12 protein-coding genes and 1 riboswitch are annotated in these 14,034 nt (G+C 68.5%); of the genes, 11 read left to right on the forward strand and 1 reads right to left on the reverse strand.

Annotated features, from left to right (window positions below; all coding sequences use genetic code 11):
* The first annotated feature begins 207 nt into the window (after positions 1-207).
* The 10 genes from clsA to AC07EJ_RS37355 all read left to right on the forward strand — a co-directional run bounded on the left by clsA (position 208) and on the right by AC07EJ_RS37355 (position 10,325).
* On the forward strand, positions 208-816 hold the full coding sequence (clsA, locus tag AC07EJ_RS37310; RefSeq protein WP_389486624.1) for a cardiolipin synthase ClsA: 609 nt from the start codon (positions 208-210) through the stop codon (positions 814-816).
* Positions 817-931: 115 nt separating this feature from the next.
* Positions 932-3,427: a sugar phosphate nucleotidyltransferase gene (locus AC07EJ_RS37315; protein ID WP_389486626.1), complete on the forward strand. Its 2,496-nt coding sequence runs from the start codon at positions 932-934 to the stop codon at positions 3,425-3,427.
* An 89-nt stretch (positions 3,428-3,516) separates the two neighbouring features.
* On the forward strand, positions 3,517-4,425 hold the full coding sequence (locus AC07EJ_RS37320) for a DUF881 domain-containing protein (RefSeq protein ID WP_389486628.1): 909 nt from the start codon (positions 3,517-3,519) through the stop codon (positions 4,423-4,425).
* Positions 4,422-4,754: a small basic family protein gene (locus AC07EJ_RS37325; RefSeq protein ID WP_100597644.1), complete on the forward strand. Its 333-nt coding sequence runs from the start codon at positions 4,422-4,424 to the stop codon at positions 4,752-4,754. The genes AC07EJ_RS37320 and AC07EJ_RS37325 overlap by 4 nt, the downstream gene beginning before the upstream one ends.
* Positions 4,755-4,759: 5 nt before the next feature.
* Entirely contained in the window at positions 4,760-5,635 is an 876-nt protein-coding gene (locus AC07EJ_RS37330) for a DUF881 domain-containing protein (protein WP_393584304.1), read from the forward strand.
* Positions 5,636-5,717: 82 nt separating this feature from the next.
* Positions 5,718-6,680, forward strand: a complete 963-nt coding sequence (locus AC07EJ_RS37335; RefSeq protein WP_389486759.1) for an FHA domain-containing protein — start codon at positions 5,718-5,720, stop codon at positions 6,678-6,680.
* Between the two features lie 16 nt (positions 6,681-6,696).
* Positions 6,697-7,440 carry a transcriptional regulator FtsR gene (ftsR, locus tag AC07EJ_RS37340; protein ID WP_478885921.1) on the forward strand — a complete coding sequence of 248 codons (744 nt, stop codon included), beginning with the start codon at positions 6,697-6,699 and terminating at the stop codon, positions 7,438-7,440.
* A gap of 86 nt (positions 7,441-7,526) precedes the next feature.
* Positions 7,527-8,000, forward strand: coding sequence for a bifunctional nuclease family protein (locus tag AC07EJ_RS37345; protein ID WP_100597640.1), 474 nt, complete (start codon positions 7,527-7,529; stop codon positions 7,998-8,000).
* 194 nt (positions 8,001-8,194) lie between these two features.
* Complete coding sequence (locus AC07EJ_RS37350) at positions 8,195-8,839, forward strand: MerR family transcriptional regulator (protein ID WP_389486634.1); 645 nt, start codon at positions 8,195-8,197, stop codon at positions 8,837-8,839.
* A 55-nt stretch (positions 8,840-8,894) separates the two neighbouring features.
* A complete protein-coding gene (locus AC07EJ_RS37355) occupies positions 8,895-10,325 on the forward strand; it encodes a DNA polymerase IV (RefSeq protein WP_478885922.1) in 1,431 nt (476 codons plus the stop codon).
* Here the strand turns inward: AC07EJ_RS37355 and AC07EJ_RS37360 are convergent.
* On the reverse strand, positions 10,311-10,694 hold the full coding sequence (locus tag AC07EJ_RS37360) for a PRC-barrel domain-containing protein (RefSeq protein WP_389486761.1): 384 nt from the start codon (positions 10,692-10,694) through the stop codon (positions 10,311-10,313). The two genes, AC07EJ_RS37355 and AC07EJ_RS37360, sit on opposite strands and share 15 nt — an antisense overlap.
* Before the next feature lie 114 nt (positions 10,695-10,808).
* Positions 10,809-10,905: riboswitch (glycine riboswitch) on the forward strand.
* A 184-nt stretch (positions 10,906-11,089) separates the two neighbouring features.
* On the opposite strand from AC07EJ_RS37360, the gene gcvP reads away from it, so the two are divergent.
* The gene (gene gcvP / locus AC07EJ_RS37365; RefSeq protein WP_478885923.1) at positions 11,090-13,975 is read left to right on the forward strand and encodes an aminomethyl-transferring glycine dehydrogenase; all 2,886 of its coding nucleotides are present in this window, start codon (positions 11,090-11,092) and stop codon (positions 13,973-13,975) included.
* Positions 13,976-14,034: the final 59 nt, after the last annotated feature.

Below are 14,034 nucleotides of genomic sequence, written 5' to 3' on the forward strand. Positions count from 1 at the left end.
GGGGGGACCCTGTGGGAGAGTAGGACGCCGCCGAACTATTTTTGAAGAAAACCCCCGTAACGGATGAGAATCCTGTTACGGGGGTTTTCTGCGTTGTGCACCAAGCGTTGTGCGGCAATTCTTGTGCACCCCTCTGCACGGCCCCATGCGCGCTGAGGGTAAGGTCAGGGGGCATCGTTGGCTCGTTTCCCCACAGGAGGCCCCCGGGTGGAGGTCCAGGAGACCCGTGTCCAGACGGACCGGGTGCTCACCATCCCGAACATCCTCAGCATGGCGCGTCTCCTTGGCGTACCGCTGTTCCTGTGGCTCATCCTCAGGCCCGAGTTCGGCGGGCCCAAAAGCGATGGCTGGGCCCTTCTGGTCCTGATGCTGAGCGGCGTCAGCGACTATCTCGACGGGAAGCTCGCCCGGCGCTGGAATCAGATCAGCAACCTCGGCCGGCTTCTCGACCCTGCAGCCGACCGGCTCTACATTCTGTCCACGCTGGTGGGACTCACCTGGCGCGAGATTCTGCCGGTCTGGTTGACGGCCATACTGCTTGCCCGGGAACTCGTTCTCCTGGTGATGGTGGGTATCCTCCGCCGGCACGGCTATCCGCCGCCGCAGGTGAACTTCCTCGGCAAGGCCGCGACGTTCAACCTCATGTATGCGTTCCCCCTGTTGCTCCTGAGCGACGGAAGTGGCTGGATCAACACGCTCGCTGCTATTTTCGGATGGGCGTTCGCAGGATGGGGTACAACGCTCTACTGGTGGGCAGGGATCCTCTACGTAGTACAGGTCCGCCGACTGGTCAGGGCGGACTCCACGGCCGATTGAGCTCGCCATGTGGCGGTATTCGAGGCCAGGTCGGCCCGCACTCTGAGATCAGCGGGCCCATCCGGACGGGCGAAGTCGGCTAGACAGTCGTCTCTTCAAGGAGGACGCTTCCGACATGAAGGCCGTCGTAATGGCTGGAGGCGAAGGTACACGCCTTCGCCCCATGACCTCGAGTATGCCCAAGCCGCTCCTGCCGGTTGTGAACCGGCCGATCATGGAGCATGTGCTGCGGTTGCTCAAGCGGCATGGGCTCACCGAGACCGTAGTCACCGTGCAGTTCCTGGCGTCGCTCGTCAGGAACTACTTCGGGGACGGCGAAGAGCTCGGCATGGAGCTCACCTATGCCAATGAGGAGAAGCCACTCGGCACAGCCGGCAGCGTGAAGAACGCAGAGGAAGCACTTAAGGACGACGCTTTCGTTGTGATCTCCGGTGACGCTCTGACCGATTTCGACCTCACCGACCTCATTAATTTCCACAAGGAAAAGGGCGCGCTGGTCACGGTCTGCCTGACCCGCGTCCCCAACCCCCTTGAATTCGGCATCACCATCGTCGACGAACAGGGCAAGGTGGAGCGCTTCCTGGAGAAGCCCACCTGGGGCCAGGTCTTCTCCGACACCGTGAACACGGGCATCTACGTCATGGAGCCCGAGGTATTCGACTACGTCGAGGCCGATGTGTCGGTCGACTGGTCCGGTGACGTCTTCCCGCAGCTCATGAAGGAAGGCAAGCCGGTCTACGGCTATATCGCCGAGGGCTACTGGGAGGACGTCGGCACGCACGAGAGCTACGTCAAGGCGCAGGCCGACGTGCTCGAAGGCAAGGTCGACGTGGAGATCGACGGATTCGAGATCTCGCCCGGAGTGTGGGTCGCGGAAGGGGCCGAGGTCCATCCGGACGCCGTGCTCCGCGGTCCGCTGTACATCGGCGACTACGCCAAGGTCGAAGCCGACGTCGAGCTGCGCGAGCACACCGTGATCGGCTCGAACGTCGTCGTGAAGAGCGGGGCCTTTCTGCACAAGGCCGTCGTCCATGACAACGTGTACATCGGGCCGCACAGCAATCTGCGCGGCTGCGTCATCGGCAAGAACACCGACATCATGCGGGCCGCCCGCGTCGAGGACGGCGCCGTCATCGGCGATGAGTGCCTCGTCGGCGAGGAATCGATTATCCAGGGCAACGTCCGGGTCTATCCGTTCAAGACCATCGAGGCCGGCGCCTTCGTCAACACCTCGGTGATCTGGGAGTCCAGGGGTCAGGCGCATCTCTTCGGAGCCCGCGGTGTCTCCGGCATCATCAACGTGGAGATCACTCCCGAGCTTGCCGTGCGGCTCGCGGGGGCGTACGCCACGACGCTCAAGAAGGGCTCGACCGTCACCACGGCCCGTGACCACTCGCGTGGTGCGCGAGCTTTGAAGCGCGCGGTCATCTCCGCGTTGCAGGCGAGCGCCATCGACGTACGAGATCTGGAGAACGTGCCGCTGCCTGTCGCACGGCAGCAGACCGCGCGGGGCAGTGCCGGCGGGATCATGATCCGTACGACACCCGGAGTGCCGGACTCCGTCGACATCATGTTCTTCGACGAGCGGGGAGCTGACCTCTCGCAGGCCAGCCAGCGGAAGCTGGACCGGGTGTACGCGCGGCAGGAGTACCGACGGGCGTTCCCCGGAGAGATCGGCGATCTGCACTTCCCGTCGAGCGTCTTCGACTCGTACACAGGTTCCTTGCTGCGCAATGTCGACACAACGGGGATCGCGGAGGCGGGGCTCAAGGTCGTCGTCGACGCGTCGAACGGCAGCGCCGGTCTGGTGTTGCCCAGCCTCCTCGGGCGGCTCGGCGTCGACTCGCTGACGATCAACCCGGGGCTCGACGAGTCCCGGCCGACCGAGACGCTGGACGCGCGCCGCTCCGGACTCGTGCGCCTAGGGGAGATCGTGGCGTCCGCGCGGGCCGCGTTCGGCGTCCGGTTCGACCCGGTGGGCGAGCGGCTGTCGCTGGTCGACGAGAAGGGCCGGATCGTCGAGGACGACCGTGCGCTGCTCGTCATGCTCGACCTGGTGGCCGCCGAGCGGCGCAGCGGCCGGGTCGCACTGCCGGTGACCACGACGCGTATCGCCGAGCAGGTGGCCGCGTACCACGGGACGCAGGTGGAGTGGACGACCACGTCGCCCGACGACCTCACGCGCGTCGGGCGGGACGAGGGAACCATCTTCGGCGGTGACGGTCGCGGCGGTTTCATCATTCCGGAGTTCAGCTCCGTCTTCGACGGTGCCGCCGCCTTTGTCCGGCTGATCGGGCTCGTGGCGCGGACGCAGCTGACCTTGAGTCAGATCGACGCGCGGATCCCGCGGGCGCACGTGCTCAAGCGGGACCTCGCGACTCCGTGGGCGGTGAAGGGGCTCGTGATGCGGCGGGTCGTCGAGGAGGCCGGCGACCGGTCCGTCGACACGACCGACGGTGTGCGGGTCGTCGAGGCGGACGGGCGCTGGGTGATGGTTCTGCCCGACCCGGCCGAGGCCGTCACCCATCTGTGGGCCGAGGGGCCCGACGACGCGTCCGCCCGACAGCTGCTCGACGAGTGGGCGGCAGTCGTCGACAGCGCTGGTCACTGAGCCGTCGTAGGTGCCGGTCGGTGCCCGTCACGGGCGTCGACCGGCACACCGGTGGGGCCATTCGGAGGTAGAGGCCACCACGTGCGACGATGTGCGGCATGCCGCAGCAGCCCCCCGATCGGAGCAGTCCCTCCCGGCCCGTGAGCCCGAGGCGCCCCGATGCCTCCATGTCGTTGCTGACGAACGTGATGGACCACAGCCTCGACGACGGATACGCGGAGGCGGCGGCCCGTAAGAAGGCCGAGGGCAGCGGCGGGATGCCGCGCACCCTGCGGGCCAAACTCGGGCTCGCTGCGGGCCTCGTCCTCGCGGCGCTCGTGGTGACGGTGGGGGCGGCGCAGGCGCGGGTCGCGGCACCGGTCGTGGCGAAGGAGCGCGAGGAGCTCATCGCCCGTATCGACCGGGAGACGGACGCCGCGGACGAGCTCGAGCGTCAGGTGGACACGCTCCGCAACGACGTGAGTGATCGCCAGCGTGAGGCGCTGAAGAAGCACGGCGGCGACAAAGGCGAGTTGGTCGGTCTGCTCTCCGGGGCCACGGCGGTGCACGGCCCGGGAGTGAAGCTGGTCGTCGACGACGCCAAGGAAGCCGACCAGGGCGGCGGAGGGCCGCGCGAGAGCGCCGACTTCTCGGACACCGGGCGGGTGCGCGACCGGGACATGCAGCGGGTCGTCAACGGGCTCTGGCAGTCCGGTGCCGAGGCCGTCGCCATCAACGGACAGCGGCTGACGGCCCTGTCCGCGATCCGCGCGGCGGGTGACGCGATACTGGTCGACAACAGACCGCTCGTGCCGCCGTACACGGTGCTCGCGGTGGGGGACGGCCAGCGGCTGAGCACCCGGTTCCAGAACAGCCCTGACGGCCTGTACCTGCACGCGCTGCAGGAGAACTTCGGGATCCGGACCAGTATTTCCGCCCAGGACGACGTCCGCCTGCCCGCGGCGCCGAGCGTGACCGTACGTACAGCACAGCCGAGAACAGAGAAGGGCACATCGTGATCGCCGTACTGGGCCTCGTCGTGGGAGTCGTGGTCGGACTGTTCGTCCGGCCCGAGGTTCCGGCGGTGGTCGAGCCCTACCTTCCGATCGCCGTGGTGGCGGCCCTCGACGCGGTGTTCGGCGGCCTGCGGGCGATGCTCGACGGGATCTTCGACGACAAGGTCTTTGTCGTGTCGTTCCTGTCGAACGTCGTCGTGGCGGCCCTGATCGTGTTCCTGGGAGACAAGCTGGGCGTGGGCGCGCAGCTGTCCACCGGCGTCGTCGTGGTGCTCGGTATCCGCATCTTCTCCAACGCGGCCGCCATCCGGCGGCACATCTTCCGGGCGTGAGGCCGATGTCCGAGGATCAGAACCACGAGAACCACGAGAACCACGAGAACCACGAGCAGCATCGCCTGCGCAAGGAACTGCCGGACGAGGTGGCTGCCGAAGCGGCGGACGATGCGGACGAGGCGGAAGCGCCGGCCGCGGAGACGAAGGCCCCGTCACTGACCGGACGTCAGCGACTGGCCAAGGGGGTGTGGCCGCCGCGAGTCTCCCGCGCGCAACTCATCGTCGCCCTTCTGCTGTTCGTCCTCGGCCTGGGTCTGGCCATCCAGGTGCGGTCCAACAGCGACAGCAACGCGCTGCGCGGCGCACGTCAGGAAGATCTCGTACGCATCCTCGATGAACTGGATGACCGTACTCAGCGTCTGGGAGATGAGAAGCAGCGTCTCGAGGGGCAGCGCACCGAGTTGGAGAACAGCTCGGACCAGGCCGAGGAGGCCCGCAAGCAGACGGTCGAGAGGGAACGGCAACTCGGCATTCTGGCGGGCACCGTGGCGGCGCAGGGCCCCGGGATCACGCTGACGATCAGCGACAAGAAGGGCGCGGTGCAGGCGGACATGCTGCTCGATGCGATCCAGGAACTGCGCGCCGCGGGTGCGGAGGCGATCCAGGTGAACGATGTCCGGGTCGTCGCCGACACGTATTTGACGGACGCCAGCGGCGGGCGGGTGAGTGTGGACGGTCACAAGATCGGCGAGCCTTTCGTCTTCAAGGTCATCGGCAAGCCGCAGGACCTGGAGCCGGCGCTCAACATCCCTGGTGGGGTGGTCCAGACTCTGGAGAAGGAGCAGGCCACCGCTACCGTGACACAGGCGCAGAAGATCGTTGTGGACGCCTTGCGACCGGCGAAGCGGCCTGACTACGCTCAGTCGTCGTCCCAGTGAGGCGGGTGCGCATGGGGGTGGTCCGGCGAGGGCATGAGGTTGCGGGGGGTCGGCGCACCGTAAGCGGGGTGCGTGGTGGAAACTGTTTGGCGGATACGGACGTTGTGAGGATGTCTGTGTCGCCGATGTACGGCGGTGTGTGCAATCAGGGTTCGTCCTGCCCCACGGGCGGGTCTGTTTCGGTCAAGGGGAATCGCCCGTGAAGTTGTTTGCGAAGTTGTTCGGCAAGAGCGCACGTGAGGACAGTGGCAATGCCAACGCCACTGCCCGCCATCGTGCACCGCGTACCCAGGACGCGGAGGTGCAGGGGGCGGAGCGTCCGCTGTTCCGTGATCAGGTCGGTCCGCAGGGTGGTGACATTTCGGGCGGACAGGGCGCGTCGGCTGTTGACCATGCCGCGTCCGGCCGCATAGGTTTCGGGGAACCGTCAACCTCAAGTGCGGGTGGAGGGTTTACCTCCGATCCGTATGCGTCCCATGCCCCCGCGGGGCAGCCGCGGCAGGAGGATCCGTCCATGTCGGCACAGGTGTGTACGAGGTGCGGAAACCGCAACGCCGAGGCGAGCCGGTTCTGCTCCAACTGCGGTGCGCCTCTGCGCGCCGGAGCCGAGCGTCCGTCCGAGACGACCTCGACGATTTCCATTTCGGGCCTTGAGGCCTACGACGCCGAAGTCACCGGTCAGACGCTGTCGCCGGCGCTCTCCCCGGAGGCCCAGGCCGCCGTCGACGCCCTGCCGCTCGGCTCGGCGCTCCTGGTGGTGCGACGCGGTCCGAACTCGGGCAGTCGCTTCCTCCTCGACGGTGAGCTGACCACGGCGGGACGGCACCCGCAGAGCGACATCTTCCTTGACGACGTGACCGTTTCGCGCCGTCATGTGGAGTTCCGTCGCGGGGCCGACGGCGCCTTCACCGTCAGCGACGTGGGCAGCCTCAACGGTACGTACGTCAATCGGGAGCGGATCGACTCGGTCGTGCTCTCGAACGGCGACGAGGTGCAGATCGGCAAGTACCGGCTGGTCTTCTACGCGAGCCAGCGGGGCATCTGACCTGTCAGGAAGGTCCATGCTTCAAACACCGAAGGGCGGTGCCGGTCACGGCATCGCCCTCACGGACAGTCGGCTGATGAGCATCGGCACCGTGCTGAACGTGCTGCGCGACGAGTTCCCCGAAGTCACCATCTCCAAGATCAGGTTCCTGGAGTCGGAAGGGCTGATCGAGCCGCAGCGAACCCCCTCGGGGTACCGCAAGTTCAGCCCGGACGACGTCGAGCGACTCGCGCACGTACTGCGCATGCAGCGGGACCACTACCTGCCGCTGAAGGTCATCAAGGAACAGCTCGACGCCCTGGAACGGGGGGAAGCGATCACGCTGCCCTCTCCGGCGCGACAGGGCGAGGGAGAGGACGGTCAGGCCCTGGGGGGCGGCGAGGGCCCGACAGTGGCCCGTGTGGGCCGTGACGAGTTGCTTGCCGCCGCCGGGATCGAGTCTCCCGAGCTCGACGAGTGGGAGTCGTACGGCCTCATCGCGCCGCTCCCCGACGGCGGATACGACGCGGAAGCGGTCACGGTCGCCGAGCTGGTCATGGAACTGGGCCGCTTCGGGATCGAGCCACGGCATCTGCGGGCCATGAAGGCCGCGGCCGACCGGGAGGCAGGTCTGGTCGACCAGGTCGTCGCACCCCTGCGACGGCACCGCAATCCCCAGACCAGGGCGCACGCCCAGGCCCGCGCGAAGGAGCTGGCAGGGCTGACCGTGAAGCTTCACGGGGCCCTTGTGCAGACCGCGCTCGGCGTGCGTCTGCCCTGATTCGAGGGGCGCTCGCGCGGTGTGCGACCGGCGATCGACGGGTGCCCGACTACCCAAACCTGCCGGGCACGTCCTAGGGTTGCTGTGTGAACGAGCTCGACGTCGTAGGTGTCCGGGTCGAAATGCCCTCCAACCAACCGATCGTGCTCCTGCGTGAAGTGGGAGGCGACCGCTACCTCCCCATCTGGATCGGACCGGGGGAGGCGACGGCCATCGCCTTCGCACAGCAGGGCATGGCTCCCGCACGCCCGCTGACGCACGACCTTTTCAAGGACGTGCTGGAGGCGGTCGGGCAGGAGCTCACGGAAGTACGCATCACGGACCTGCGCGAAGGCGTCTTCTACGCGGAACTGGTGTTCTCGAGCGGGGTCGAGGTCAGTGCCCGCCCGTCGGACGCCATAGCGCTCGCGCTGCGCACCGGTACGCCGATCTACGGCAGTGACGGTGTGCTCGATGATGCCGGGATCGCGATCCCGGACGAGCAGGAGGACGAGGTGGAGAAGTTCCGCGAATTCCTCGACCAGATTTCGCCCGAGGATTTCGGGACCAACAGTCAGTGACGCGAGCGGCCGTCGGAAGACGGCCGCCGCCGCGCCGGTGGCACGGCCGGACCATTCGGCTAGCCTTTCCCCGCGGTGAGGTACGGGAAACCACTCGTAGGGTGATTATCACTCGGCGTGCCGAGTGTGGCGATCGTTGACGCACCCCTGGTGACTGCCTACCGTCGAGAAGGCAGGTCAATGAGGAGGTCGGCGTGAGAAGCAGCGGCGACGGTACGGCTGGGGGCGTCGGACACAGTCCGGCGGAGAGCGGCCCGTACTCGCTTCACGGCCACGCGGCCGATCACATTCCGCGTCGGCCGACGGTGTTGCCGGTGGTCGCTCAGGGGGCTGATGAGGCGACGCCCGAGCAGGTCGGATACCGGGGACCCACCGCGTGCGCGGCGGCCGGTATCACCTATCGGCAGCTGGACTACTGGGCGAGGACCGGACTGGTCGAGCCGAGTGTGCGCCCCGCCCACGGGTCGGGGACCCAGCGGCTCTACAGCTTCCGGGACGTCGTCGTCCTGAAGATCGTGAAACGGTTCCTGGACACCGGTGTCTCGCTGCAGAACATCCGCACTGCGGTGCAGCACCTGAGGGAGCGCGGCTTCGGCGATCTGGAGCGGCTGACCCTCATGAGCGACGGCGCCACGGTCTACGAGTGCAGCTCGCCGGCGGAGGTCCATGATCTGCTTCAGGGCGGTCAGGGGATCTTCGGCATCGCCGTCGGCGTGGTATGGCGGGACGTCGAGAGCGCCCTGTCGCAGCTGCACGGGGAGCGCATCGACACCGGCGAGACCCTCCTCGGGAACAACCCGGCCGACGAGCTGGCGAGACGGCGCAACCGCGCGGTGTGAGCGCGGCCGATGCGTCCGTCGGGGATTGTCAGTGCCGTAGGGCAGCATCGGACATGTGAGAACCGCGCCCACGATTCTGCATCTCGACATGGATGCCTTCTACGCCTCCGCGGAGCAGGCGTCGAAGCCGAGTCTGCGCGGGAAAGCCGTGGTCGTGGGCGGGATCGGGCCTCGTGGGGTGGTGGCCACTGCCTCGTACGAGGCCCGTGTGTTCGGGGTGCACTCCGCGATGCCGATCGGGCAGGCGCGCAGACTCGCGCCCAATGCCGCGTACCTCGTGCCGCGCTTCCGGCTGTACCGGGAGGTCAGTGAGCAGGTGATGGGGCTGCTGCGGGAGCTGTCGCCGCTGGTGGAGCCGCTGAGCCTCGACGAGGCCTTCGTCGATCTGGAGGCCGGTGAGGTGGCCTGGGACGCCGCGTCGGCGCGGCTCGTCGGTGAGCGGCTGCGGGAGGAGATCCGGGCCGTGACCGGGCTGACCGGGTCGGTGGGGATCGCGGCGTCGAAGATGCTGGCGAAGATCGCCTCCGAGGAGGCGAAGCCGGACGGTCTGGTGCTGATCGTGCCCGGCACCGAGCGCGCCATGCTCGGGCCCATGCCGGTGCGCACGCTGCCCGGCGTGGGGCCCGCGACCGGCGACCATTTGAGACGCGCCGGCATCACGACCGTCGAGGAGATCGCCGAGGCCGGCGAGGACGAGCTGGTACGGCTGCTGGGGAAGTCGCACGGGGCCTCGCTCTACGCCATGGCCCTCGCGCACGACGACCGGCCCGTGGTGGCCGAGCGGGACGCCAAGTCGGTGTCGGTCGAGGACACGTACGACGTGGACATCCATGACCGGGTGCGGGTGCGGACGGAGGTCCAGCGGCTTGCCGAGCGGTGCGTGCAGCGGCTGCGGGGGGCGGAGCGGTCCGGGCGGACCGTGGTCCTCAAGGTGCGGCGTTACGACTTCTCCACGCTGACGAGATCCGAGACCCTGCGCGGGCCCACCGACGACCCCGCCGTGGTGCGGGAGGCGGCGGCCCGGCTCCTGGAGTCCGTGGACACGACGGGTGGGGTGCGGCTGCTCGGTGTGGGGGTGACCGGTCTGGCCGACTACACGCAGGAGGACCTGTTCGCGCAGGCGCGGGCGCAGGCCGAGGCCGAGGCCGAGGCGCACGCGGCCGAGGGTGAGGGTGAGACGGAAGGGGCGGCTGGTGCGGGGGAGAAGGGGCATTCGGCCGCGGAAGAGGTCGTGGAGACCGCGGACCGGCGCTGGGTGGCCGGGCACGACGTGCGGCACGAGGAGTTCGGGCACGGGTGGGTGCAGGGCAGCGGGCTCGGGCGGGTGACGGTGCGCTTCGAGACGCCGTACTCGGAGCCGGGGCGGGTGCGGACCTTCCGCACGGACGACCCCGCTCTCGTGCCCGCGGAGCCGCTGCCGCTGGTGGAGGGCGGGGCCGGGCTCGTTCCGGCCCGGGAGGGGGATGCCGGGTCAGGTGTCGTCTGAGTTGCCGGCGATCTTGCCGAAGTCGTGGTCCTGAGGGGGCTCGGGGTCGTCCGGGGCCGTGATGTCGAGACCGTAGTGGTGGTAGAGCTGGAGCTCCTGTTCGGGGGAGAGGTGACGGCCGACCCCGAAGTCGGGGGCGTCCTTGATCAAGGAGCGTTCGAAGGGGATGCGCAGAGTGCCTTCGACCAGCTCGCTCGGCTCCAGGGGGACGAAGGCGTCCCGGCTGAACAGGCCTGTGCGTATCGCCGCCCACTCCGGGACCCCGGTCGCGTCGTCGAGGTAGACCTCGTCGACGGTCCCGATCTTGGCTCCGTTGCGGTCGAACGCCTTGCGGCCGATCAGGTTGCGCGGATCGACATCGGTCTGCACGGGGCCCTCCAGCTGCTCGCAACTCATCCGTAAGCACTACCAAAGTGCACATTGGTGACGGCGGCCACTCGAAGCCGGGGGCATTGTTGCCGCTGGTAGGCTGGCGATGGCTGCTGACCCTGTGCGGGAGAGTCCTCCGGTATGACACCGGAGGCGCCGAAGGAGCAACTCCTCCCCGGAATCTCTCAGGCCCCTGTACCGCACGGACGAGGTCACTCTGGAAAGCAGGGCGGGCGTTCAGGCCTCCGCCCTCACCGACGGTGAAAGTCGGCATGCCCTTCGTGATGTGGGGCGCGCCGGTGAAGCTCTCAGGTTGAGATGACAGAGGGGGAGGCCGTTCGGGCACCCGCGCCGTGGTGCCCCTCGCAGGTCGCAATGACCAGGAGGCCTCCGCAATGACCGCCAACCGTATTCCGCTCTCCCAGCTGGAGCAGGGAATCCCCTTCGAGCAGCGCCATATCGGTCCGGATGAAGCAGCGCAGGCCAAGATGCTCGCGCAGGTCGGGTACGGCTCGCTCGACGAGCTGACGGCGGCCGCGGTGCCGGACGTGATCAAGAGCGCCGAGGCACTCGATCTTCCCGGGGCCCGCACCGAGGCAGAGGTGCTCGCCGAACTTCGCTCGCTCGCGGACCGCAACCAGGTCCTCGACTCGATGGTCGGACTCGGCTACTACGGCACCTTCACGCCGCCCGTCATCCTGCGCAACGTCATGGAGAACCCGGCCTGGTACACGGCGTACACGCCCTACCAGCCGGAGATCTCGCAGGGCCGGCTCGAGGCGCTGCTCAACTTCCAGACGATGGTCGCCGAGCTGACGGGTCTGCCGACCTCGGGAGCCTCGCTGCTCGACGAGGGCACGGCCGCCGCCGAGGCCATGGCGCTGTCCCGGCGCATCGGCAAGGTCAAGAACGGCGCCTTCGTGGTCGATGCGGACGCGCTGCCGCAGACCATCGCCGTGATCCAGACGCGTGCCGAGCCGACCGGTGTCGAGGTCGTCGTCGCGGACCTGTCCGACGGCATCCCGGCCGAGGTCGCCGAGCGCGGCGTCGTCGGCGTCCTGATCCAGTACCCGGGCGCCTCGGGTGCCGTGCGCGACATCAAGCCGGTCATAGAGCAGGCCCACGAGCTGGGCGCCGTCGTCACGGTCGCCGCCGACCTGCTCGCCCTCACGCTGCTGACCTCGCCCGGTGAGCTCGGCGCCGACATCGCCGTCGGTACGACGCAGCGCTTCGGTGTCCCGATGGGCTTCGGCGGTCCGCACGCCGGCTACATGGCCGTCCGCGAGAAGTTCGCCCGCAGCCTGCCCGGCCGCCTCGTGGGCGTCTCCGTCGACGCCGACGGCAACAAGGCGTACCGCCTCGCCCTGCAGACCCGTGAGCAGCACATCCGGCGCGAGAAGGCCACCAGCAACATCTGTACCGCTCAGGTGCTGCTCGCCGTCATGGCCGGCATGTACGCCGTCTACCACGGGCCCGACGGCCTCAAGGGCATCGCGCGGCGCACGCACCGGTACGCGACGCTGCTCGCCGAGGGACTCAAGGCCGGCGGGGTCGAGGTCGTGCACGGCGCGTACTTCGACACCGTGACCGTGAAGGCCGCGGGCCGGGCCGCCCAGATCGTGGGCGCCGCGCGTGAAGGGGGCGTCAACCTCCACCTCGTGGACGCCGACCACGTGTCCATCTCGTGTGACGAGACCACGACGCGTACCCAACTGGGTGCCGTCTGGACCGCGTTCGGTGTCGACGCCGATGTCGAGGCGCTCGACGCCTCGGCCGAGGACACGCTGCCTGCGGGCCTTCTGCGGGGCGACGACTACCTGACGCACTCCGTGTTCCACGCGCACCGCTCCGAGACCTCGATGCTGCGCTACCTGCGCAAGCTGGCCGACCGTGACTACGCGCTCGACCGCGGCATGATCCCGCTGGGCTCCTGCACGATGAAGCTCAACGCGACGACGGAGATGGAGCCGGTCACCTGGCCCGAGTTCGGCCAGCTGCACCCCTTCGCGCCCGCCGAGCAGGCGCAGGGCTACCTCACGCTCATCCGTGAGCTGGAGGAGCGCCTCGCGGAGGTCACCGGCTACGACAACGTGTCGCTCCAGCCGAACGCCGGTTCGCAGGGCGAGCTGGCCGGTCTGCTCGCCGTCCGCGGCTACCACCGCGCCAACGGCGACGACCAGCGCACCGTCTGCCTCATCCCGTCGTCCGCGCACGGCACGAACGCCGCGAGCGCCGTGATGGCCGGCATGAAGGTGGTCGTCGTGAAGACGGCCGACGACGGCGAGATCGATGTCGTGGACCTGCGCGCCAAGATCGAGCAGTACGCCGACGAGCTCTCCGTCCTGATGATCACCTACCCGTCGACGCACGGCGTGTTCGAGGAGCACGTCGCCGACATCTGCGCGCAGGTGCACGACGCCGGCGGTCAGGTCTATGTCGACGGCGCCAACCTGAACGCCCTGGTGGGCCTCGCCAAGCCGGGCCACTTCGGCGGCGACGTCTCGCACCTCAACCTGCACAAGACGTTCTGCATCCCGCACGGCGGCGGCGGTCCGGGCGTCGGCCCGGTCGGTGTCCGCGCGCACCTCGCGCCGTACCTGCCCAACCACCCGATGCAGCCCGCCGCCGGTCCCGAGACCGGCGTCGGTCCGATCTCCGCGGCGCCGTGGGGCTCCGCGGGCATCCTGCCGATCTCTTGGGCGTACGTGCGTCTCATGGGCGGCGAGGGTCTCAAGCGGGCCACGCAGGTCGCGGTGCTCAGCGCCAACTACATCGCCAAGCGTCTCGAGGCGCACTTCCCGGTGCTGTACACGGGCCCCGGCGGCCTCGTCGCGCACGAGTGCATCATCGATCTGCGTCCGATCTCGAAGGCGACCGGAGTCAGCGTCGACGACATCGCCAAGCGCCTCATCGACTACGGGTTCCACGCCCCGACCATGTCGTTCCCGGTGGCCGGAACGCTGATGATCGAGCCGACCGAGAGCGAGGACCTGACCGAGCTGGACCGGTTCTGCGAGGCGATGATCGCCATTCGCGGGGAGATCGAGAAGGTCGGTTCGGGCCGGTGGCCCGCCGAGGACAACCCGCTGCGCAACGCCCCGCACACCGCGGCCGCGCTCGGCGGCGAGTGGGAGCACGCGTACAGCCGCGAGGAGGCCGTCTTCCCCGCCGGTGTCGTGGCCGCCGACAAGTACTGGCCGCCGGTGCGCCGCATCGACCAGGCGTACGGCGACCGGAATCTCGTCTGCTCGTGCCCGCCCATGGACGCGTACGAGAACTGATACACACGCTGACATGCGTCAGGGCCGGTTCCGGGTTTTCCCGGGGCCGGCCCTTTCGT

The organism is Streptomyces sp. NPDC045026, from assembly GCF_056432625.1.

Bases quoted from the DNA above. Each gene is read 5' to 3' on its own strand.
- gcvP (WP_478885923.1), top strand. From the start codon at position 11,090: ATGACCGCCAACCGTATTCCGCTCTCCCAGCTGGAGCAGGGAATCCCC.
- AC07EJ_RS37315 (WP_389486626.1), top strand. From the start codon at position 932: ATGAAGGCCGTCGTAATGGCTGGAGGCGAAGGTACACGCCTTCGCCCC.
- AC07EJ_RS37330 (WP_393584304.1), top strand. From the start codon at position 4,760: ATGTCCGAGGATCAGAACCACGAGAACCACGAGAACCACGAGAACCAC.
- AC07EJ_RS37320 (WP_389486628.1), top strand. From the start codon at position 3,517: ATGTGCGGCATGCCGCAGCAGCCCCCCGATCGGAGCAGTCCCTCCCGG.
- ftsR (WP_478885921.1), top strand. From the start codon at position 6,697: ATGCTTCAAACACCGAAGGGCGGTGCCGGTCACGGCATCGCCCTCACG.